Here is a 21,041-nt window from a genome sequence, read left to right on the forward strand (position 1 = left end):
TCCCAACAGCTTTACCCATCACACCCTCACTTATGATGACTTTCTGATCCGCTTGCTCTCGCCCGTCCGCCGCGACGACTTGGCCCCACCTTTCATCTCCGTCTCGACATCGACGTCACCAAGGGCGTGGTTGACGCTTTTGAGAATGGCGACGAGGCCAACAAGATCGACGTGGCGGACCAGGGGCCAGATGACCTTGCGATAGTCGACGCCCGCGTCCGTCAATGCTTCGAGCGTTTCCTGCCCGCGCTGGGTCAACATCAGATGCGGTGACGCCTTGTGATCCTGATTGAGCACGAGCTGCACCAGCCGATCAGCAACAAGCTCATCGGTGATGCGCTGCACGTTCTGGCGGGTAACGCCAAGGCGGCGGGCGATCTGCGGGACGGAAAGAAGTTCCATCGAGGCCGCACGCAACACCTGCCAGCGCGCCTGCGTCTGCCCGCCCTTGGCGGCTAGCACCGCCCCATGGCGCCGAAAGGTGGCCGAGAGCGCATAAGCCTCGATGGCCAATTGATCGATAATTTCGATATCTGATTTCTGCATCATATTTTCATATTGACAATAAATTGTCTGTTCGTCAATCTGTGTTCATTGTTCGCGTATGTGGGAGACGAGTGTGAGACTGCAAGGCAAAACAGCAATTGTGACGGGGGGCGGCCGCGGCATCGGCGCGGAATATTGCAAGGCGCTCGCCAATGTCGGCGCAGCCGTTCTGGTGGCCGACCTCGACGGGGATGGCGCCAAGCACGTCGCGAACGAGATCGTCGAGGCGGGCGGCCGGGCCCACGCTTTCCGCCTCGATGTATCCTCGCCCCAAGACACGAAGGCCATGGCCGATGCGGCGCAAGAAAAGTTCGGCGGCATCGACATTCTCGTCAATAACGCCGCCATGTACGCCAATCTGACGCGCAAGCGTTACGACGAGATCACCCCCGACGAATTCGATCAGGTGATGGCCGTCAATGTCAAAGGCGTCTGGCTGTGCACTATGGCCGTCGTACCGGCCATGATCCAACGCGGCGGCGGCCATATCATCAATATCGGCTCAGGCAGCGTGTTTGTCGGCGGCAACGGGCTTGTCCACTATGTCGCCTCAAAAATGGGCGTGATGGGTCTCAGCCGCGCGCTGGCGCGCGAACTCGGCCAGTACAATATCTGCGTCAACACGCTGATCCCCGGCCTTACCGACAGCAGTTCCAATCGCGCCAATACGACGCCGGAATATCTCGCAAGCGAGGCCAAGCAGCGTTCGATCCAGCGCGTACAGACACCGCAGGACCTGATCGGCCCACTCCTCTTCCTTGCCTCCGACGACAGCCATTTCGTCTCCGGCCAGAACCTCAATTGCGACGGCGGCCGCCTCTTCATCTGACGGAGCATTCATGGAAAAGCCTTCCGACCGCATGCGCGACCAGCTCGAACAGCTCGCGCTCGCTTGCCGTATCCTTGAAATGGAAGGGCATGGCGATCTGGCGCAGGGACATCTGTCCCTGCGCGACGATAGCGGCGATTTCTTCTGGATGAAGCGCAACGACATCGGCCTCGGCGAAGTGATAGGGCCACAGGATTTCGTCGCGCTTTCCTTCCACGGCAAGCAGCTTTCCGGCAGCGGACGGTCGCATTCCGAATGGCCGATCCATTCGGAGATTCTTAAAGCGCGACCGGATGTGCGCATCGTCGCCCATAGTCATCCGCAGTTCGCCTGCCTGCTGACAGCGGCCGAACCGGCGTTCCATCCCTATACGATCGAGGCCGACAAACTGACCCGCATTGGCTTCTTCGGTGGAACATCGGCATTGATCAACGATAGCGAGGCTGGGGGCGACGTGGCCCAGGCGCTTGGCGCAGCCGACATTCTGTTCCTCGCCAATCACGGCGTCGTTTTCTGCGGCGCCACGGTTGCGGAGGCGGTGTGTCGCGGCATTTTTCTGGAACGTGCGGCGCGGGTCGAAGTGATGGCCGCGGCGGTTGACCTGAAGTGGCGACGCTTACCCGATGCGGAAGAACGCGCCGTGCGCCACCAACAAATGATCGGACCTGGTCACATCGATCAGACCTGGGCCTATTTTCAACGCAAGCTCGCGGCGCAGTATTCGGCGGCCGACGGCGCGCCCAGGCCCGTTTTCGGCAACAGGATTTAAGCGACATCTTCGTACAGTTCAGCGTCAGGGAGAGTTGTCATGAGAGGTTTCCGCATCAGGACATTGGCAGCCACTTTGGCCATAGCCGTTTCATCGCCAGGCCAGGCGCTTGAAAAGATCAATTTCCTGCTCGCCGCACCGCCAGCCCTGCCCGCTTTCTCGCCGCTCATCATGGCCAAAGAAAACGGCTACTATGCCGAAGCAGGCTATGACGTAGAATTCCATACCGCACGTGGCGGGCTCGACATCGCCAAGCAGGTCGGCGTCGGCAATGCCGAATTTGGCCTGTCTCTTGGCGACGCGCCGATTGTCGTGCGCGCCAACGCCATTCCGATCAAGATCGTTGCTTTGCTTGGCGGCGGCGCACTCGGCGTACTCGTGGCGCGGAAGGATCGCGGCATCGAGAAGATCGAGGATCTGCGCGGCAAGAAGATTTCGGTGATGTCGTTCCAGGAAGCCAATTTCTTTGCCACGCTTGGCGCTCTCGCCCGACATGGCATCGGCCGGGGCGAGGCGGACATCCAAGCTGTCGGCCCGAGCGGCGTGATTGGCCTTGTCATTGCTGGCGCTGTCGATGCCTGTATCTGCACGCCGGATTGGGAGATCAGCGTACAGGATGGTGTCGGACCGACGCTATCAATGCCGCTCAAGGATTATATCCCGACCACGGCACAGGCGATCGTCGCTTCCGACGCGATGATAGCCAAACGGCCGGAGACGGTGCGCGCCATCGTGCAGGCCAGTTTGAAAGGCCTGAAGTTCGTCATGGACGACCCGCAGACAGCGACCAAAATCTACGTGCGCGCCGTTCCCTCCTTCCAAGGCAAGGAGGATGTCGTTCTGCGCATGTTCCAAAATTATATCGAGCGCACGTATAAGGGACAGAAAGTTCTGGGCGAGACAGATCCGGACGTTCTGGCGCAGATGCAGAAACTCTATCTTGACCTCGGCGTGATCGAGAAGCCGTCGCCCGTCGAGAGTTTCTACACCAATGCTTTCGTTCAGCCGCGATGAACAGCCCTTATCGCGGCTGGCCCACCTGCCGCAGACCAGTGAGCATCACCGTCCCCGCCGCGACGATGAGCGCGCCCGCCCAATAAGGGGCGCTCGTGCCAAGATTGAGCGCCAGAGCTGCGGCGAGTAGCGGGCCGAAGATGCGGGCGATGGCCTGTTGCCCCTGATAGGCGCCTTGCACGCGTCCCTGCGTTTCGTCACTGGCCGCATTGGCGACAAGGCCGTTCATCGCTGGCATGAACAGTCCGTCGCCCAAGGTGAAGACGACGATCGCGAGGATGAGCAGGAACACCGACGGCAGCAGCACGATCGCGCCGATCAGCAGAAAACCCGCGGCATTGATCATCAGTCCGGCGCGCGCCAGCCGGTACTCGCCATAACGCGGCAGCAAGCGGCGGGTCAGTACGCCTTGAGCGAGAATATCCATTATGCCGACGACAAATAGGGCCATGCCGATGCCAAGCGGGCCGAAGCGCAGCACCTCGATCATAAAGACCGAGATATTGCTCTGCATCATCGTGGCGGCGAAATAGAACAGGAAGGACGCAGCGAAAGCGATGCGCAGGGTACGATCACTAAGCACGCCGGAAAATTGCGACAGGACGTTGAGCTGGCGCCAGCGCAACACCGGCGCGCGCCGCTCAGCCGGCAGGGTTTCCCCCAGCGCCACGTGCACCCAAAGCATGTTGAGCAAAGCCAGAACGGCAGCCGCGAACAAGGGCGCCGTCGGCGAGATTTCGCCAAGCAGACCGCCGACCACCGGACCGAACATGAAACCAACGCCGCCCGCCGCACCCAGCATGCCATAAACGCGCCCGCGCTCAGCGGGCGGCGTCACGTCGGCGACGCTGGCATAGATGGCGCCGATATTGCCGGCGGTCAGGCCATCAATGATACGACCCGCGAAGAGAACCGACAAAGCGCCGCCGATGCCAAACACCACATAGCCGATGGCTGATCCAAAGAGTGAGACAAGCAAGACCGGCCGACGGCCGTAACGGTCGCTCAGCGCACCAAGAACCGGCGCTGCCAGAAAGGCGCAGGCGGCATAGACCGAGACGATCACACCGACGGTGAGCGCGAGCTGCGATTCAGGCACGTAACGGCCGACCAGAAGTGGGACGACCGGATTGATGATGGTGAAGCCACTGACATTGAGAAAGACGGTGACCGCCAGGATCGCGGTTCTATCGGTCAGCAGGCTGGAAGCGGAGGAAACAAAATTTTGACGTTGGATTAGACGATACATGGACCGGTCTCACGTTCTGGGTCCGGTCGATGCAAGGTCGAAAGAACGAGCACCCAGCCGAACCAGCGCGCCGAAGCGCTTGGATCGCCGTGGTGCCTCAGGCCCCAGATGTTTCGGAACCGGACAGTGCTTCCCTTAGGGGAAGGGTCTGGACCTACCATACCAGACCTGCCTTTTTCGACGCGGCCAATATAGAGCGACTGTAGGCGGCGCGCTAGCCCATTACGATGTGTGCGCCGCCAGATGATCTGCCCCTGCCTGACGCGCTCAGACCGACTGATCGTCAAAGAGCAACATCAGGTAATCACCGTCGTTAGGCGCGAACCGCACGCGGTCGGCGGCGCAAGCCTTGCCCGTCTCGCTGGCGAAAGCCTCGCGGATGGCCGCGACACTGTCGAAATATAGGGTGGCGACGAAATGGGGCGTATCGCTTGCCCCCGGCCTGACAATGGCGCCGGTGCTGGTTTCGTAACGCCGCAAACCGGGCAAGCGTTTGGCGAGCGGCACGTGAACGTCGAAGTAGTGCTTTTCAAAGGCTGCGGGATCGGCCGGCTTGTTATAGATGACCAGCATCTTTGCCATCACTGTTCTCCTTGTCTGTAGCGCGATATGGCATCGCTACTCCCATGTCGCGACGAAAGGGCCTGCTTCGACAGGATGATGGAAAAATCTTATGCGCGGCAATCCGGACTTACGGCCCGACAAGCCGGGTCACTTCCTTGCGCAGGCGCGGCAGCACATCCTTTTCGAACCAGGGATTCTTCTTCAGCCAGGAGTTATTCCGCCACGAGGGATGCGGCAGGGCGATGACTTTCGGCGTCGCGGCGAAGGCCGCGCGCCAATCGCGCACCAGATCGGTCATGCCGCCTGATGCCGGCACCGGCAGACCCAAGCGCTGGCGATGCCAGGCCTGGGCATAGATGCCGATGGTGAGAATGGTTTCGATCTGCGGCATGGCCTGCATCAGCTCTTCATGCCAGCGGCGCGCGCATTCTCGGCGTGGCGGCAGATCGCCTTTCTTGGCGTCGTGCCCAGGAAAGCAGAAGCCCATCGGCACGATGGCGATGCGCGAGGTGTCGTAGAAAGTCTCGTTGTCGACCCCCATCCATTGCCGCAGCCGATCGCCGGAGGGATCGGTGAAGGGCATGCCCGAAGCATGAACGCGCACACCCGGCGCCTGCCCCGCGATCAACAGCCGCGCCGTCGACGATGGCCGCACGACCGGGTTCGGCTCATGCGGCAGCGGTGCCTTGTCGGGCGTCTCGATGCAGATGCGGCAGGCCGCGATGTCGCGCGTCAGCGCGGCCAGTTTCCGCTGTCCCGTTGTCTCGCCCCTCTCAGTTTGCTTGGTCAAGATCAATCGTCCTAGCGCCGCTCCAGCCCAAGGCGATGCCCTGGTTCATTTTTTCTCGTTCGGAGCGATCGTGTCCGCAACAGCATTTTTGGCGCGCCGCGGCAAAATCGTCATCACGAGAATGAAAGCTGAAAGTAACAGATTGAAGCCATTGCTGACGATCAGAGGCCAAGCGCCAAGCAACAGGCCGTAGGCGGTCCACAGCGCAAAGGCGAGCACCGTCAGCAAATAGGCCCCCGGCGAGATCGATTCCGTATCCCTTGTTCGGATGATGCGCCAAGCCTGCGGCACAAAGCTCGCCATGGAGCAGATCGCCGCGAATGTTCCGATGCCGACAATGATCATGGCAATCCCAGACCCCTTGCAGCGAACGCTTGGACCTTTCAATGGTTCCAAAGACTTAGCGGTAACTTCGGACAGTATTCCAGGGAACTGCAAAATTTTTGCGGCGAGTCATTTTGACGCGGGAACCTTGGTTGGTTTCGCCCGTTACTGGGGCGTTGAGTTGAGTGTGCCGCGTTGAACTGAACTGGAGGTCAATACCGACGGGAGGACCTCAGGCGCGCACTCGCGATCGCGGCGGCTTCGTCGCGGGTCTGTTCGTGCCTTCGCACAAGCACCTTTATCCGCGCCAGCACCTTCCCTGTCGTCCCCCGCTCCAACTCCTGGAACCACTGTGGAAATCAGCTTGAGAACAAAGCCGTCAATCCATGGCGAGCCACTCGGCGTCACCCTCGCGTTGCGGGGCCGGGTTCTGGGCAATGTCCATTTCTACTAAGGAGAAATCCATGACCGTTGTCACACGGCTTTACGACGACTTCGCCCATGCGCAGGAGGCCATAGCCCTGCTCGAGCGGAGCGGCGTGCCCAGTGCCGACATTTCCATCGTCGCCAACACCACCGACCGTTGGCGTGCCTATGACAATCAGGATGATCAGACTGGCGATCCCCATCTCGATAATGGCAGCGCCGGCCTGCTCGCCGGGCTTGGCATCGTCGCTATTCCGGGGCTGGGGCCCGTGGTGGCGGCCGGTTGGCTCGCATCCATGGCGCTCGGCCTTGTCGCGGGCGGCGCGGCTGGCGGCATCACCGGCGCACTGATCGAGAGCGGCGTCAGTGAAGCTGAAGCCCATGCCTATTCGGAAGCGGTGCGACGCGGCGGCACCTTGCTGACGGTGCGCACCCATGCCGCCATCCACGAGAAGCTTGAAACGCTCCTCGATGCCATGACCGATCACTGGTCGGAGCAGACCAATGCGCTTGGCGCCAATATCTGGCCGAAAGCCGGACGGACACACCTAAGGTCAGTCGCGAACACACGGCCAGATCCGCGAACAGACGCGCCCTACGTCGGCCAGACGGCTTGGCGACTTGTCGGCTAGCAGCATGTAGGCAGCAGGCTTTGTGAACGGCAGGCTTTGTGAACGGACTTGGCCTCACAGATCGAACGTGCCGCCGTCCTCCGCGATCAGGAGGCCGGCGGCCGCGATCTCCTCGCGCAAGGCATAGGCATCCGCATTCATATGCGTGGCCATGATCTTGCGCGCCTTGAGACGCGGCAGGTTGGCTTTCAGCGTGGTCCAGTCGATGTGATAGGGCACGGCTTCGCGGCCCGCATAGCATTCGACGACGAAGAGATCAGCGCCCTGGCTGATCTCGATGAGATTATCAACCCAGCACGTGTCGCCGGAATAGGCGAAGACCTTGCTGCCATTGTCGATGCGCAGCGCCCGCGACATGGCGCCGGATGGATGATCGACTGGCAGCGCCGTGATCTTGCAGCCCGCCACCTCCGTGACATGGCCCGGCGCGGTTTCGATCAGGGTGAGCGGATAGCTCCAGCGGTTTGACCAGCTGTCGGGAAACAGAGCCTCGCATGTGGCGCGCAGGCGTGCCTCAAGCCCCTGGGGACCGACGATGGTCAACGGCTTCGTGCGCCGACTGACGAACTGGCCTTCGAGCAACAGCGACGGCAAACCACCGAAATGATCGCCGTGAAGATGGCTGAGCACGACGGCGTCGATATCCGTCGTATTAAAGCCAAGTTTATGCCAAGCGACCAACGCCGAGGAGCCGAAATCGACCACGACGGTATGGTTATTTTCTTGTTTATTTTCTTGGCCCTCACCGGGCCAATCGAGCCGCAGGCACGTGTTGGAGCGCCCGCCGCTGCCGAAAGCATCGCCGCTGCCCACGATGGTCAGATGCATCTGCCGATCCTTATGTGCCTGATTTTGTGCCTCTCCCGAGCTTGGATTGACGGAGACCAGATCATGTGCGGGAGACGAAGCAAACATGAAAAATCCTATACAATAGATGGCCTTCGGCCGAAACGACCCCGGGAAAATCCATCAAGAAACCATCGTATTTCATCGCAAATTGCAGCAATCAATGTGCGCTAGCGCACATCTAAGGGCGCGAATCCGCGCTTCTGCAGGCTCCCCGGACCGATCCAACCCGTAACTGGGTGCTAGATCAGGCTATTTTGCCAAGTGTCAGGCGATCGTTAAGCTTTTTGACGGAATATGGCCAAGCCGCGGTGCGGGCCTTTTCCAATCAATTCGCGTTTTGAGTCCGGGTCAGTTGTGTCCATGCGTGAGGTCACTGCCGAAATGATCGAGCGGGGTCGCGGCCCCGATCCAAGAATGGTCCAGCAGCGGCGCGACATGGCCTCGAAAATCCGTGCCACCCGCGAACGAATCACGTCGTCTGGCACCGGCCACCGCGCCTTCGATCTTGAGCTGGTCCGCCAATTCGCCGAAGCCCGCAAATCCGCGGCCCCCGTCGTCATGGCGCTGTCGGTGATCGTCGCCTGCAGCACGGTCATCTGGGCGCCGCCGTTACGGGCGCTGATCTGGCTGACCTTGATGGCCAGCGCCAATGCCCTTGTTTACGGCTTCGCCACCCTGTTCCTGAAGGACGATGAGCCCGAGCGGCGGCTGCGCGCCTGGCATCGCAAATTCATCCTGGCTGAAATTGTCCAAGGCTTTGCCTGGGCCAGCCTCGTCGCCATCCTTCTGCCGGTCTCCGACGAAAGCGCGCGCCTCTTCGTCCTGTTCGTGCTGCTCACCGTCGCCGCGATGAATGCGGTGCTCTCGGCCCCCATCCCCATGGCGGTCTATTGCAGCCTTCTGCCCGTAACGCTTGCCATCGTTGCCTTCACGCAGGGGCGCCCCACGGCGGCGGCCGCCCTGCCCCTGACGATCATGGCCGCTGCGACACCAATCTATTTCGCCGTCCTCGCCAAGCGCCTCTATGCCTCGACCCTCGATTCCCTGTCGCTGCGCATGGAGAAGGACGAGCTGATCGCCGAACTGGAAGCGCAGAAGATGAACTCGGACGAAGCGCGCCGGCGCGCCGAGGAGGCAAACCTCGCCAAGTCCCGCTTCCTCGCCACGATGAGCCACGAACTACGCACGCCGCTGAACGCCATCCTCGGCTTTTCCGAGGTGATGCAGAACGAGCTCTTCGGCCAGCACGCGGTTCCGGCCTATCGCGAATATGCCAGCGACATCCACACCAGCGGCGAACATCTCCTCAAACTCATCAACGAGATTCTCGATCTGTCGCGGGTCGAGGCCGGGCGCGTCGATCTGCGCGAGGAATCGATCTCGATCGCCCATATCGTCGAGGATTGCCAGCATCTGCTCAGCATGCGGGCGCAGAAGCGCGGCATCAACGTCGTCAATTCGGTCGAGGCCAATCTGCCACGCCTGTGGGCGGACGAACGCGCCGTGCGTCAGGTGGCCCTGAACCTTTTGACCAATGCGATCAAATTCACGCCGCAGGGCGGCACCGTGACGATCAAGGTCGGCTGGACGGCGGCTGGCGGTCAATACGTCTCGATCCGTGACACGGGCCCAGGCATTCCGCCAGAAGAGATTCCGGTGGTGCTGTCTTCCTTCGGGCGCGGCTCGATGGCGCACAAGAACGCCGACGAAGGCTCCGGCCTTGGCTTGCCCATCGTCAAAGGCCTGATCGAGCTGCACGGCGGCACGTTCGTGCTGAAATCGGAAGTCCGCGTCGGCACGGAAGTCATCGTCATCTTCCCGCCGGAGCGGGTGATGGACGCGCTGCCGCAAATGGACGTGATGGCAGAGGAAAAACGCGCGCCGCGTCGCTTCGTGCGCCGCTCCGCTGCCTAGAGCAAATTGCGTTTCTATCGAAACGCAATTTGCCGAGAACGCCCTTAACCAGAGACGAACTTCGCCTCGTCCCCTTCGATCTGGTTGCGGCCGAAGCGACGCGAGCACAACACGGTCATGATCACTGCGGCGACCAAGCCCAGAGCCAGCGGGATGGCCGAGGCGATGAACAGCCACGATAGGCTGACGCCGGAGCTGATCAGCACGGCCCCAAAGATCGGCCCGAGGATGGAGCCAAAACGGCCGATGCCGAAAGCCAGGCCCACCCCCTTGGCGCGCACGGCTGTCGGGTAAATCAAACCCGACGCGGCATTCAGGCCGAACTGCACACCAAGATTGCAGAAGCCCGCCGCCGTGACGATGGCGATGAGAGCCACCGTGCCGAGATTGGGAATGCCAATGGCGGCAATGGCGAGACAGGCGAACAGCAGCAGCACGGTCAGCACCGAGAAGCCGAAACGGTTGAGCAGAACGCTGACGAGAATACCACCGAACAAACCACCGATCTGGTACATCGCATTGGCAGCGGCCGCGTTGCCCGCCGTCATCCCATTGCTCTCGAACAGGATCGGCATCCAGCTGCTAAGTAGATAATTGGTCATCAGATTGAGGGCGAAAAGCAGCCAGAGCAGCAGAGTGATCGGCCCCAGACCATTGGTGAAGAGCCGCTTCAACGACGTGTTCGCCGCATCACCCGTCGCTTCGCCGGGCGCATGAACCATGAAACGATCATCGGGGCGGAAGGACAGATCGGGCCGCATCTTGCCCAACAAGGCGGCGAGCTGCGCCGACTTGGCTGGACGCAGCGCCAGGAACTTCACCGATTCCGGCATGGCGACGAGCAGCAGCAACGCAATGAGCAAGGAAGCGATGCCACCGATGAGGTAGAGAATTTGCCAGCCATATTGCGGCACCAACCAGGCGGCGACCACGCCGGGCACGGCGCCACCGCAAGTGATGCCGGCAAACATCAGGATCACCATCGTGGCGCGCACGCGCTTGGGCGCCATTTCAGCGTTGAGTGAAATGGCGTTCGGCATGATGCCACCAAGACCGATGCCGGTGAGAAAGCGCAGCCATGTCAGTTCCGTCACCGAACTGGCGTAAGCGCTCCCCAGCGAGAAGATGCCGCAGAGCAGACAGCCGACGATGATGGCGGTGCGGCGGCCGGCTCGATCGCCAAGCCACCCGAGCAGTGGCGCACCAATGAGAATGCCAACCAGGCTGGCGCTGAACACCGGCGCGATGTCGGCCTTGTTAAGATGCCAGGCCTGAACGAGCGAAGGCGCGCTGAACGCGGCGGCGGTGAGATCGTAGCCATCGATCAGCATGGCCGCGAAAGACCAGAACAGCAGTTTGAGATTGAAGGTGCGAATGCGCTGGCCGTCGATCAATTCCTCGACGAGATAGCTACGTCCTGTAGCCGTGGGATCGCGCCCTTGGGTCGCTGCCTGGGTCATCGTGTTTCCTCTTTATGTGCAGGAACCTGTAAGGACAGGAGTGATCCTGACGCAGGTCTATCCCGTCGGCGTGGCAAGCTCACGGCGCATAGTGCAAATCGCGCGTGTGCTTATCCGCTCGACCGAGGCGGTCGTCATTTCGCCTGGCTGTTGCGGATGGTAAGCGTGGCACGGGCGATCGATCGCCGCGCGTCACGGTAAAAGCGTTTTGCAGTTTGGCGAGATCGCCAAACCTCACAAAGACGCGTCAAAATAAAAATCCAAGGCAAAATTGCGTTTCGATCGAAACGCAATTTGCTCAGGGTCGGTAGCGGAGAATCCCTGTTGAGGTCAAGGCAACGGGTCGATCGTACCCCGCGCCTTCCTGGACGCCGCCCACCGGCAGTCCTCACGCCATCCTATTTGGTGTTCTGCTCTTTAGCCTTGTCCTGCAGTCGTTCCTGCGCACGTTCCTGTTCTTGCAGCCAGCCGGCGTAAGTGGGCCGGTCGATGCTGAACAGGTCTGTCGTGCGCGCATACCAGCCACCCCCGTGCATGCGGCCGATGAGGCCGAGCGCCGGTGTGTCGATATGGCCCCGCACGCCGTCGATGACGAATTCGTCGGCGATGTGGGCCGCGACGATGCGGCCGATGACGATGGTCTGTTGCGGCCCCGTCACCACAGCCGACAGGCTGCGGCATTCGAGCGAAACGGGCGACGCCTTGATGCGCGGCGGCGCGACGAGCCGGCTGGGCGCGGCTTCAAGGCCGGCGCACTCAAGCTCGCTGATGTCGCGCGGCGCGTCCATGCAGGTGATGTTCATCGCCGGCGCCAGATCGTTTGACACCAGGTTCACGACGAACTCGCCGGTCGCCAGGATATTCTCCGCCGTATCTTTAAAACCCTTCACGGGGTCGCGCAGCAAACCGAGCACGAGCGTTGGCGGCTCATGGCCCATGACATTGAAGAAACTATAGGGCGCGGCGTTGACGATGCCCGCCGGCGATTTCGTCGTCACCCAAGCGATCGGCCGCGGCGTCACCGTCGCGGTGAGGATTTTATAGCGGATGTCGGCGGCTGTGCCGTCCATCTCATAATACATGGCGCTACCGTTGCTCGGCGAGAGAAGCGAGATTGGAGACTGGATGTTTCGGCCGGTCGTCCACCGTCAGCTGGAAAATATCCGGCCGCGCGTAATGGCCGCTGACATCGAAATCGAACTTGCCGCGTGGCACATCATCAAGATCAAGATCAGCGTAGAGGATCGTCTCGCCCCCAAAATTCGGTCCGGCGAGAATGCGGCCAAGCGGATCGATGATGGCGCTGCCGCCACGCATCATCACAGTTTCAGGCGCATCGCCGAGTGCCGATTCATGGCTCTTGCTGTAAGCGCCGCGCGTGATGTGCTGGCAGGCGGTAAGAACGAAGCAGCGGCCTTCCAGCGCGATATGGCGCATGGTCGGCACCCAGGTTTCACGATCATCCGCCGTCGGCGCGCAATAGATCGAGATGCCTTGCGAATACATATGCATGCGCAGCATCGGCATATAGTTTTCCCAGCAGATCACCGCGCCAACTGTGCCGAGCGGGGTTTCGAACACCGGCATGGTCGAGCCATCGCCAAAACCCCAGATCAGCCGTTCGCCAGCTGTCGGCATTAGCTTGCGGTGCTTGCCGATGAGCCCCTTGGCGCCATCAAAGAACAGTACCGTGCAATAGAGCGTGCCCTTGTCGCGCTCGATACAGCCGATCACCGCGAACATATTGGTCTCGGCGGTGGCGGCGGCGATCGTCGCCACCTCTTCACCGTCAAGCGCGATCGCCGCCGCGTGATAGGCGCGGAAGGCTTCGCGCCCTTCCGGCCGGCGCATGCCGATGGGCGCGCCGAACGAGGCGCCCTTCGGATAGCCACCGATGAAGGCTTCGGGAAAAACGATCAAGCGAGCACCGTTCCCGGCCGCTTCACGGATCAACGCCGCGGCTTTTTCGGCCGAGGCGACCGGATCTTCGGGAAAGGAGGCGGCCTGGGCGACCGCGGCTTTATACGTCGTCATGGCTGTCTCCGCTTCTCCTACCCTACAGCGTTTGCGAGCAAAATCGCGTTTCGACCGAAACGCGATTTGCTTTAGACCGCGACCACCGGATGGCGGATCTGGCCGATCTTCTCCACATAGGCTTCGACGACATCGCCAGGCCACAGCCATTCCTGCGGATTGCGGCCAGCGCCAACGCCTTCCGGCGTGCCCGTAGCAATAATGTCGCCAGGTTCGAGAGTGATGCCGGCGGAAATGTCGGAGATCAGCGTCTTGACGTCGAACAGCATGTGCTTGGTGTTCGACTTCTGCTTGATCACGCCATTGACGGTGAGCCACAGGTCGAGCGCCTGCGGATCGGGGATCTCGTCGGCGGTGACGATGCACGGACCGAACGGACCATAGGTGTCCATGCCCTTGGAATAGATCCACTGACCGGCGCGGCGATTATCTCTCGCGCTGACGTCGATCATGACGCTGTAGCCGAAGACATAGTCGAGCGCTTTGTCCTTTTCGACGCGCTTGGCCGTGCGGCCGATGATCGCCGCCAGTTCAACTTCCCAATCGAGCTGCTGGGTGATTTCCTTGTTGTGTTCGATAGCATCGCCCGGCCCGATCACCGTGGTCGGCGGCTTGGAGAAGATCACCGGCTGTTTCGGCAGATCGGTCGAGGTGTCGAGGGTGCGGCTCGATTCCGCGACATGCTCCACATAGTTGAGGCCGATGCCGAAGATGTTCTTGCGCGGGCGCGGAATCGGCGCGAGCAATTTGACATTGACCAGCGGCAGCGCTGCGCCGAGCGGCCAGGACGGGCGTGTCTGATCGACGACGTCCTGCAATTGCGTGACAGCGAGCGGCCCGAGATCGATCAGATCGAGCATGGTGTCGGGCAGATCGAGGCCGAGGGATTCGCCCAGAACAGCGACATCGACGACATAGTCGCCATCGATAAAGCCCAATCGCGCGGGCGCCTCGATGGAGGCGCGGTAAGTCACAAGACGCATGGATGTTCTCTCGTTAGTTAGAGCTTTTTGTTTTGACGCATTTTCTTCACGCGAACCGGAATCCAGTTCGCTTGAAAATGCTTTAAGCTGGCTGAAAGCCGCGATTGTCGAGGAAGGCTTCCTCGCGATAAAGGCCGAGCGCCTGCATGACCGGCAGGTCATGGAAAGCGAAGAGGCAGGCGTCTTCCTTGTCCGAGCCATTGGCATGTTCGTGCCAGGCCCAGGACGGCACGCAGAAAATATCGCGCTCCTGCCAGTCGAAGCGGCGGCCACCGATGATCGAGAAGCCGCTGCCCTTGGCCACCTGATAGATGAAACTACCGGTGTGACGATGCGCCTTTGTGCGCTCGCCGGCGCGCAGCATCTGCATGCTGGCGCCGATGGTCTGCATGACCGGGCCGCCGGTGACCGGATTGACGTAGTTCATCATCACGCCATCGAAGGGCGAACCTTCGGTGGTCGCCGCATAGCGCGTCAGCGCCTCATAGGTCGGCGCCCATTCATATTTGAGCAGGGGCGAATAGCCCTTCGACCAATCACCCGTCGACGGACGCAGACCTGGATTGCCCCAAGTCTTGCTCATGTCGTCGACCGCATAGCCCACAGCCTGATGCAGATCGGGATGGACGACATAGAAATTGGCTTCGAGCGCATTGACGAGAGGAATGTCGAGACCATCCTGCCAGATGCAAGGTGAGCCACTCGCTTCAACACCATGTTCATGCCAGGTGCCGTTGGGCGTGAGCACGAAATCATTGGCGCCCAGCGTCATCTTGTGGCCGTCGACGATGGTATAGGCGCCCGCGCCTTCCATGATGAAACGCAAAGCCGAGGCCGAATGCGCATGCGCCGAGGCGACTTCGCCAGGATGCATCACTTGCAGGCCGGAATAGAGCCAGCCCACAGCAGCGGCATCTTCCGTGCGGCCAGGATTGTTGAGATAGATGACGCGCCGGCCGGCTTTTTCCGGCGAGACCAGCTCGACCGAGCGCAGCACATGTTCGCGCAGATCGCGATAGCGCCACAGCACCGGCACGGAAGCGGACTTTGGCTCCCACGGCTCGATCTTGTTGGCGACGGTCCAGAGCGCGCCGGTCTGCAGCCGGTCGAGATCCTTGTAATAGGCGACGAGTTCCGGCGTGTCCTCGACGTTGGCGCGCCCGGCGACTTCCTCGCGATATTGGTCGTGCCGTCCTTGATCTTTTTGGGTTTGGCTCATGACCCGATCCTCGCTCCGGTCCCTGTTCTCCCCATGACGCTAGGGAGGATTTTCGAAAGAATCAATCTTTTTCGTGAATGATGACGATTTTGGGTGATTTTCTCCACCAATCGCCTATTCTAGCACCAGATTTGGCGGAAAAACTTGGAGGAAAACGTGCCCCCCAGACGCATTGCCGCTGCGGCTTTAGAGAATGACCGGACGGGCACAGAAATCCTGACCCTGGTGGACACGGCTTATCGCGATCTGCGCCGCGACATTATCGGTGGCGTGTTCGCGCCTGGCCAGCCACTGCGGCTGGAAGTGCTGCGCACCCGCTATGGCCTCTCCTTCTCGCCGCTGCGCGAGGCGCTGAACCGGCTGCAAAGCGAGCGGCTCGTGCAATCGGCGCCGCTGCGCGGCTTCTCGGTCGCGCCGCTCTCACCCGCGCAGATGTGGGATGCGGTGGAGACGCGCGTCTTGATCGAATGCCAGGCGCTGCGTCGTGCCATCGCCGCCGGCGATGACGCCTGGGAAGCCCGGATCGTCGCCGCGTTCCATGCCCTCAGCCTCAAGACCAAGCGGTTCGCCGCACGTTCGACACCTCCCACCGCCGAAGAGGCGCAGGAAATCGAGACCAGCCATTACGAATTTCATCGCGCGCTCATCGATGTCTGCGGCTCGCCGCGTCTCATCGACCTTGCCGACAAGCTCTATGCCGAGACCGAACGCTATCGCCAGCCGACCCTGACCGGCCGCACGCCCAGGGGCGCGCCGCGCGACGTGGCGCTGGAACATCGCGAAATCATGGATGCGACTTTGGCGCGCGAGGAAGCGCGCGCCACCGAACTGCTCGCCGCGCATTATCGGCGCACCGCCACTTTGGTCGAGGAAAGCCTCGCGGCCGAGTGAGGCGGAACAAACAGGCATAGAAGCCGCAACAGCGATTCGTGCCGGTTCCGTACCGGCTTTGGTTTACTATTCCCGTTTTGGGTGCCTGACGCCAAGCTGCGGCAGCAGAGCTCGTTAACCATAGCTTTTCGCCGGCTCGTACCGCCCGGCGCTTGCCCAGGCGCGCCAGGCAAGCACCACGGCGGTGATCTGCGTCAACGCTCCGACGATCATGGCCACGCGCAAGCCCTGCGCGCCCGCCCCCGCCACCGCATAGATCGCGCCGAGCAGCGCGACGCCCATGGTGGCGCCGATCATGCGCGCGACATTGAGCAGCGCGCTAGCCGTGCCCGAGCGCGCCGCCGCGACAGCACCAACCGCCGCGGCCGTGAGTGTGCCGGTGGCGAACCCCATGCCAAGCCCGGTGAGCGCCAGGCCAATCTCTCCCCACAGCACCGAAGATGCCGTGGCCGACAGCGCAATGGTCGCCAACCCCAAGGCAATAATCGCGACACCACCGGTCGCCAGCAACCGATGGCCGAACCGCACCGCCAGCGCGCCGGAGAAAGGCGAGATGGCGACGAAGACAAGCGCCATCGGCAGCAAGGCCAGGCCAGCGCCTGTCGCATCGAAGCCACCGGTCGCCTGCCAGGTCATCGGCACCAGGAACAAAGCGCCATACATGCCGAAAGTCATCGCCGCCGTGGCGGCGAGCGCGCTTGAAAAAACTCTGGAGCGGAAGATATCGAGCGGCACCAGCGCCGACGCGCCGCGCCTCTGCTCGATGCGGATGAAGAAGATGAACGCGAGCAGCGCAATGACGATGGCTGCACCGCCCATCAGAGGCGCGTCATGAAATTCGATAGCGGCGAAGGCCAGGCCGGCGATGGCAAGCGCGCCCAGCATTTGCGCCGTGATGTCGAAATCGCGGTCCTGGGGATCTGATGTCTCGCGGATCGACAGCCGTGCCAGGCCCATGGCCAGGAGGCCGAGCGGTACGACGACGAGAAAAATACTTCGCCAGCCGAAATGGTGGATCAACACACCGCCGGCCGTGGCGCCAACGGCCATGGCAAGGCCATTGCAAGCCGCCCAGATGCCAAGCGCGCGACCACGTCGCGCCGGATCCGTCCAGGTAACACGGATGATGGCGAGCGAAGCGGGGATCATCAGCCCTGCCCCCAGCCCTGCGATGGCGCGACCGGTGATGAGCACGCCAATATTCGGCGCGAAGGCGCAGCCAAGCGAAGCCGATGTGAAAATGGCCGTCCCGATCACGAACATGCGGCGACGTCCGGCCAGATCGGCCAGAAGCCCGCCGGTGAGCAGAAGCACCGCATAGACCAGATTGTAGCTATCGATCACCCATTGCAGCGCGCCGGCGCGCGCCTGGAAGTAATCGCCAATAGACACCACGGCGAGATTGGCGACAGCGGTATCTACTTGGGCGACAAGAACGGCAAGACAGAGCGTAATCAACGCCATCGTCTCGCGTGGCGGACGCGGATTGAACGGGAGTTCAAGCGGCGGCAAACTGCCAGCGCGGTAAATCGGATCGTCGGGCATGGTTTCGATCTCCAATCGGAGTTCGAACATTAGACCCCCACCCTGCTGACATGTTTCGACGACAACCGAAGCATGATGATCTTATTCAACGAGACCAGACAGCATCATGTTCCCCCTTTGCATCGGCGAATTTTGCTCGGTTCGTCTCGACCCATTCCGCTGAGAGCTTTTCAAACAGGATTGGCGGTACACCGACCCTTTTACCGCCTTGAATCAAGGTCAACGCCTCGGCAACCGATGAAGGCCATGAGGGCTGTCCGAAATGCCCCAAGGCCTCCAGCACGTGCTCGGAAGCCGTCGGAATAAATGGCCACGCGATTGTCGCCGCCAGCGCTACCAGGTTGACGCTGGTCCGAATGATGATGGCAGCACGATCAGGCTCCCGAGCAACCTTCGACCATGGCGCGGCAGCGACAAGATAAGTATTGATCGCGCTCCAAATCGCGCGCACTTCATCCGCGGCCTTGCGGAGAGCACGTTCATCTTGGTGCGCCTTCAAAGTTGCAAGACGTTGGATCAGTTCGAGAACGAGGCTTTGTTCGAGATCGCCCGTTTCGCCTGCCGTTGGCACGATGCCATCGTATTTCGTGGCAACGAATTTCAACACCCGATTGACGAGATTGCCGAAAGTATCAGCGAGATCGTTGTTCACGCCTGCGGCGAACCGCTCGAAGGAGAAGGCGGAATCGCGGCTCTCTGGCGCATTCGCCGCCAACCACCAACGCCAGTAGTCTGCCGGCAGCAAGTCTAGCGCTTGATCGAGAAACACGCCACGGCGCTGGCTGGTTGAGAATTTCTGGCCTTCGTAAGTGAGCCATGAAACCCCTTTTATGACGTCAACAGTCTTCCACGGCTCGCCAGCGCCCAATACGGTGCAAGGAAAAGAAACCGCGTGAAACGGCACATTGTCCTTGCCTAGGAATTGCAGGTATTCGACATCGTCCGCCTGCCACCACCAGGCTTTCCAATCGCGCTTCTGCGGATCGACATCGGCCCATTCCTGGGTGGCCGCTATATATTCGATCGGAGCGTCGAACCAGACGTAAAACACCTTCCCTTCGAAGCCGTCTTTCGGGATGGGAACGCCCCAGGCGAGATCGCGTGTTATGCAGCGATCTTGTATGCCTTCATCGAGCCATTTGCGCGCAATCGACGTTACTAAGTGCGGCCAACCCTGCCGCGAAGCCAGCCACGTCTCCAAGGCGCCAACCAACGCCCGCTGGCGCAAGAAGAAATGTTTGGTTGGACGCACCTCGAGGTTCGTGCTCCCGGAGATCGCAGACCGTGGCTGAATCAGGTCCGTCGGCTCCAACAATCGGGAGCATTCCTCGCATTGATCGCCCCGCGCACGATCGAAACCACATTGTGGACAGGTGCCCAGGATGTAGCGGTCCGGAAGGAAGCGGGCATCATCATGCGAATAGACTTGCCTGAGCGTGCGCTCCTCAATGAAACCACGCTCGTCCAGGCGTTTGAAAAAATGCTGAGTCAGTGCACGGTTTTGTGGCGACGACGAGCGTCCGAAATGATCGAACGAAAGGCAGAATCGCCGGTAGATATCGGCCTGAATGCGATGCTGTTCGGCGCAATATTCGGCAACGGGGAGGCCCGCTTCAGCGGCCGCGAGTTCCGCTGGCGTACCATGCTCATCGGTGGCGCAGATGAACAACACCTCGTCGCCGATCTGACGCCGGTAGCGGGCGTGAATATCGGCGGGCAAGAGCGATCCCGCCAAATTGCCGAGATGCTTGATGCCGTTGATATAGGGAAGCGCGCTGGTGATCAGTACCTTACTGTTATTGGTCATCGTGGTGGTCCTGGGCTGCGGGGCTGGAAAATCGGCAATAAAAAAGGCCCCGAACGAGGGCCTGATCCGATCACCGCACGCAGTCTCAAGACGCGCTACGTCAACCCAGTCCCTCTTCGGAGGTTGGGATGCGCATTCGTGTTATGGCGCGAAAATATGTGATGATGTTCACTATGATCACCTGAGTACGCACCCATTATGTGTCTGCGAACTCCTTTTATCAAGTGGTTCAAGCCACTTCAGGGGCGATCCACCCTGCTGACATGTTTCGACGGCAACCGAAGCATGATGACCGGATACCGGCTATGATTGTCATTCTCGCAGCAGCAATCGGGAGAGGAACCATGACATTCGCCTCCGGCTTCTCCACCGCCGCGGCGCTCATCGCCGATCCGGCGCGGGCGCGCATGTTGACGTTCCTGCTCGACGGGCGCGCTTATCCGGCCGGGCAATTGGCCGAGGTTTCGGGCGTGACGCCGCAGACGGCGAGTTCGCATCTGGCGCAATTGCTGGCTGGTGGGCTCGTCACCTGCGAGGCGCAGGGGCGCCATCGCTATTATCGTCTCACTGGGCCACGGGTGGCGCAGGCGCTGGAACATCTGGCGACGCTTGCGACACATCAGCCGGTGAAACGACCAGCGCTCAGCACCGAAGCGCGCGAGCTGCGCTTCTGCCGCTCCTGTTACGATCATCTCGCCGGCCAGATCGGCGTCGCGGTGACGCAAGCGCTGCAAACACACCGTTTCATCGCGATGGCCGACGATCAACAGTTTCGCTTGACGCCCGAGGGCGCCGCCTGGTTCGAGGCGGTCGGCATCGACACGCAGGCGCTGAAGCCGACGCGGCGCGGCATCGCCCGCCCCTGCCTCGACTGGACCGAGCGGACCTATCATCTCGCCGGCCCGCTCGGCCGGCAGCTGCTCGACACGCTGATCGCGCGCGGCTGGCTGCGCCGCGCCAAGGATACGCGTCGCCTGCAGCTCACACCCAAGGGCCGGTTGGAACTGAAGCAACGGCTCGATATCGACGCCGAGACGCTCGCCCGATTGCCGCAATATCCACCGCAACAAGGCGTTGCAGCCATAAATTCAGCGCAATCTTGAAATCTAGATTGCCTTGATTTTTGCGATTGACCGAAAATCAAGCTATAATTTATAAGTCACCCCATGGTGACGCCCCTTGGTGGCGGGCGACGC

The 21,041-nt window shown here is 61.2% G+C and carries 20 protein-coding genes; 7 read left to right on the forward strand and 13 right to left on the reverse strand.

The genetic code is table 11. The features are described 5' to 3' along the window. Positions 1-30: 30 nt before the first annotated feature. Complete coding sequence (locus tag BLW50_RS12455; RefSeq protein WP_170850128.1) at positions 31-546, reverse strand: MarR family winged helix-turn-helix transcriptional regulator; 516 nt, start codon at positions 544-546, stop codon at positions 31-33. 73 nt (positions 547-619) lie between these two features. Between BLW50_RS12455 and BLW50_RS12460 the strand changes: the two genes are divergently transcribed. Genes BLW50_RS12460 through BLW50_RS12470 form a run of 3 tightly spaced genes read left to right on the forward strand, consistent with a single transcriptional unit; the run spans position 620 to position 3,158 of the window. Next, positions 620-1,375: an SDR family NAD(P)-dependent oxidoreductase gene (locus BLW50_RS12460; RefSeq protein WP_210186073.1), complete on the forward strand. Its 756-nt coding sequence runs from the start codon at positions 620-622 to the stop codon at positions 1,373-1,375. A gap of 10 nt (positions 1,376-1,385) precedes the next feature. After that, positions 1,386-2,144: a class II aldolase/adducin family protein gene (locus BLW50_RS12465; RefSeq protein WP_090702546.1), complete on the forward strand. Its 759-nt coding sequence runs from the start codon at positions 1,386-1,388 to the stop codon at positions 2,142-2,144. Positions 2,145-2,183: 39 nt separating this feature from the next. Next, the gene (locus BLW50_RS12470; protein WP_090702549.1) at positions 2,184-3,158 is read left to right on the forward strand and encodes an ABC transporter substrate-binding protein; all 975 of its coding nucleotides are present in this window, start codon (positions 2,184-2,186) and stop codon (positions 3,156-3,158) included. A gap of 7 nt (positions 3,159-3,165) precedes the next feature. Here the strand turns inward: BLW50_RS12470 and BLW50_RS12475 are convergent, their stop codons facing one another. The 4 genes from BLW50_RS12475 to BLW50_RS12490 form a co-directional block, all read right to left on the reverse strand. Then, positions 3,166-4,407: an MFS transporter gene (locus BLW50_RS12475; protein ID WP_090702553.1), complete on the reverse strand. Its 1,242-nt coding sequence runs from the start codon at positions 4,405-4,407 to the stop codon at positions 3,166-3,168. Positions 4,408-4,674: 267 nt separating this feature from the next. Continuing rightward, complete coding sequence (locus BLW50_RS12480; protein WP_090702556.1) at positions 4,675-4,989, reverse strand: EthD family reductase; 315 nt, start codon at positions 4,987-4,989, stop codon at positions 4,675-4,677. A 109-nt stretch (positions 4,990-5,098) separates the two neighbouring features. Continuing rightward, positions 5,099-5,761, reverse strand: coding sequence for a uracil-DNA glycosylase family protein (locus BLW50_RS12485; RefSeq protein WP_090702559.1), 663 nt, complete (start codon positions 5,759-5,761; stop codon positions 5,099-5,101). Between the two features lie 45 nt (positions 5,762-5,806). Next, the gene (locus tag BLW50_RS12490) at positions 5,807-6,106 is read right to left on the reverse strand and encodes a SemiSWEET family sugar transporter (RefSeq protein WP_090702563.1); all 300 of its coding nucleotides are present in this window, start codon (positions 6,104-6,106) and stop codon (positions 5,807-5,809) included. 443 nt (positions 6,107-6,549) lie between these two features. On the opposite strand from BLW50_RS12490, the gene BLW50_RS12495 reads away from it, so the two are divergent. Continuing rightward, positions 6,550-7,143: a hypothetical protein gene (locus tag BLW50_RS12495; protein ID WP_090702567.1), complete on the forward strand. Its 594-nt coding sequence runs from the start codon at positions 6,550-6,552 to the stop codon at positions 7,141-7,143. Positions 7,144-7,197: 54 nt separating this feature from the next. On the opposite strand, the gene BLW50_RS12500 is transcribed toward BLW50_RS12495, so the two are convergent. Continuing rightward, complete coding sequence (locus BLW50_RS12500; RefSeq protein ID WP_090709068.1) at positions 7,198-7,971, reverse strand: MBL fold metallo-hydrolase; 774 nt, start codon at positions 7,969-7,971, stop codon at positions 7,198-7,200. A gap of 381 nt (positions 7,972-8,352) precedes the next feature. On the opposite strand from BLW50_RS12500, the gene BLW50_RS12505 reads away from it, so the two are divergent. Beyond that, complete coding sequence (locus BLW50_RS12505) at positions 8,353-9,906, forward strand: sensor histidine kinase (protein WP_090702571.1); 1,554 nt, start codon at positions 8,353-8,355, stop codon at positions 9,904-9,906. A 44-nt stretch (positions 9,907-9,950) separates the two neighbouring features. Here BLW50_RS12505 and BLW50_RS12510 read toward each other — a convergent pair whose 3' ends face one another. The 5 genes from BLW50_RS12510 to BLW50_RS12530 all read right to left on the reverse strand — a co-directional run bounded on the left by BLW50_RS12510 (position 9,951) and on the right by BLW50_RS12530 (position 15,602). Further along, on the reverse strand, positions 9,951-11,366 hold the full coding sequence (locus BLW50_RS12510) for an MFS transporter (RefSeq protein ID WP_090702576.1): 1,416 nt from the start codon (positions 11,364-11,366) through the stop codon (positions 9,951-9,953). 398 nt (positions 11,367-11,764) lie between these two features. Beyond that, complete coding sequence (locus BLW50_RS12515; RefSeq protein ID WP_090702578.1) at positions 11,765-12,448, reverse strand: flavin reductase family protein; 684 nt, start codon at positions 12,446-12,448, stop codon at positions 11,765-11,767. A 4-nt stretch (positions 12,449-12,452) separates the two neighbouring features. Further along, positions 12,453-13,400: a carbon-nitrogen hydrolase family protein gene (locus BLW50_RS12520; protein ID WP_090702581.1), complete on the reverse strand. Its 948-nt coding sequence runs from the start codon at positions 13,398-13,400 to the stop codon at positions 12,453-12,455. 71 nt (positions 13,401-13,471) lie between these two features. Further along, complete coding sequence (locus BLW50_RS12525) at positions 13,472-14,383, reverse strand: fumarylacetoacetate hydrolase family protein (RefSeq protein WP_090702584.1); 912 nt, start codon at positions 14,381-14,383, stop codon at positions 13,472-13,474. 82 nt (positions 14,384-14,465) lie between these two features. Next, positions 14,466-15,602, reverse strand: a complete 1,137-nt coding sequence (locus BLW50_RS12530) for a cupin domain-containing protein (RefSeq protein WP_090702590.1) — start codon at positions 15,600-15,602, stop codon at positions 14,466-14,468. 156 nt (positions 15,603-15,758) lie between these two features. On the opposite strand from BLW50_RS12530, the gene BLW50_RS12535 reads away from it, so the two are divergent. Next, complete coding sequence (locus tag BLW50_RS12535) at positions 15,759-16,493, forward strand: GntR family transcriptional regulator (protein WP_244544226.1); 735 nt, start codon at positions 15,759-15,761, stop codon at positions 16,491-16,493. A 114-nt stretch (positions 16,494-16,607) separates the two neighbouring features. Here BLW50_RS12535 and BLW50_RS12540 read toward each other — a convergent pair whose 3' ends face one another. Both BLW50_RS12540 and metG read right to left on the reverse strand, forming a co-directional pair. Beyond that, positions 16,608-18,068, reverse strand: a complete 1,461-nt coding sequence (locus BLW50_RS12540; protein WP_244544227.1) for an MFS transporter — start codon at positions 18,066-18,068, stop codon at positions 16,608-16,610. 55 nt (positions 18,069-18,123) lie between these two features. Continuing rightward, a complete protein-coding gene (gene metG, locus BLW50_RS12545; RefSeq protein WP_090702593.1) occupies positions 18,124-19,845 on the reverse strand; it encodes a methionine--tRNA ligase in 1,722 nt (573 codons plus the stop codon). 344 nt (positions 19,846-20,189) lie between these two features. Between metG and BLW50_RS12550 the strand changes: the two genes are divergently transcribed. Next, positions 20,190-20,948 (forward strand): ArsR family transcriptional regulator, encoded by a 759-nt coding sequence (locus BLW50_RS12550; protein ID WP_090702596.1) that lies wholly within the window; start codon positions 20,190-20,192, stop codon positions 20,946-20,948. The last annotated feature ends 93 nt before the right edge of the window (positions 20,949-21,041 follow it).

Source organism: Beijerinckia sp. 28-YEA-48, assembly GCF_900104955.1.
Taxonomy (GTDB): domain Bacteria; phylum Pseudomonadota; class Alphaproteobacteria; order Rhizobiales; family Beijerinckiaceae; genus Terripilifer.

Excerpts from the sequence above, each read along its gene's own strand:
- BLW50_RS12470 (WP_090702549.1), top strand. The coding sequence starts at position 2,184 with ATGAGAGGTTTCCGCATCAGGACATTGGCAGCCACTTTGGCCATAGCC.
- BLW50_RS12495 (WP_090702567.1), top strand. The coding sequence starts at position 6,550 with ATGACCGTTGTCACACGGCTTTACGACGACTTCGCCCATGCGCAGGAG.
- BLW50_RS12550 (WP_090702596.1), top strand. The coding sequence starts at position 20,190 with ATGACATTCGCCTCCGGCTTCTCCACCGCCGCGGCGCTCATCGCCGAT.
- BLW50_RS12465 (WP_090702546.1), top strand. The coding sequence starts at position 1,386 with ATGGAAAAGCCTTCCGACCGCATGCGCGACCAGCTCGAACAGCTCGCG.
- BLW50_RS12520 (WP_090702581.1), bottom strand. The coding sequence starts at position 13,400 with ATGACGACGTATAAAGCCGCGGTCGCCCAGGCCGCCTCCTTTCCCGAA.
- BLW50_RS12525 (WP_090702584.1), bottom strand. The coding sequence starts at position 14,383 with ATGCGTCTTGTGACTTACCGCGCCTCCATCGAGGCGCCCGCGCGATTG.
- BLW50_RS12490 (WP_090702563.1), bottom strand. The coding sequence starts at position 6,106 with ATGATCATTGTCGGCATCGGAACATTCGCGGCGATCTGCTCCATGGCG.
- BLW50_RS12530 (WP_090702590.1), bottom strand. The coding sequence starts at position 15,602 with ATGAGCCAAACCCAAAAAGATCAAGGACGGCACGACCAATATCGCGAG.
- BLW50_RS12475 (WP_090702553.1), bottom strand. The coding sequence starts at position 4,407 with ATGTATCGTCTAATCCAACGTCAAAATTTTGTTTCCTCCGCTTCCAGC.
- BLW50_RS12515 (WP_090702578.1), bottom strand. The coding sequence starts at position 12,448 with ATGTATTATGAGATGGACGGCACAGCCGCCGACATCCGCTATAAAATC.
- BLW50_RS12500 (WP_090709068.1), bottom strand. The coding sequence starts at position 7,971 with ATGCATCTGACCATCGTGGGCAGCGGCGATGCTTTCGGCAGCGGCGGG.
- BLW50_RS12455 (WP_170850128.1), bottom strand. The coding sequence starts at position 546 with ATGCAGAAATCAGATATCGAAATTATCGATCAATTGGCCATCGAGGCT.
- BLW50_RS12480 (WP_090702556.1), bottom strand. The coding sequence starts at position 4,989 with ATGGCAAAGATGCTGGTCATCTATAACAAGCCGGCCGATCCCGCAGCC.
- BLW50_RS12505 (WP_090702571.1), top strand. The coding sequence starts at position 8,353 with ATGCGTGAGGTCACTGCCGAAATGATCGAGCGGGGTCGCGGCCCCGAT.
- BLW50_RS12510 (WP_090702576.1), bottom strand. The coding sequence starts at position 11,366 with ATGACCCAGGCAGCGACCCAAGGGCGCGATCCCACGGCTACAGGACGT.
- metG (WP_090702593.1), bottom strand. The coding sequence starts at position 19,845 with ATGACCAATAACAGTAAGGTACTGATCACCAGCGCGCTTCCCTATATC.
- BLW50_RS12540 (WP_244544227.1), bottom strand. The coding sequence starts at position 18,068 with ATGTTCGAACTCCGATTGGAGATCGAAACCATGCCCGACGATCCGATT.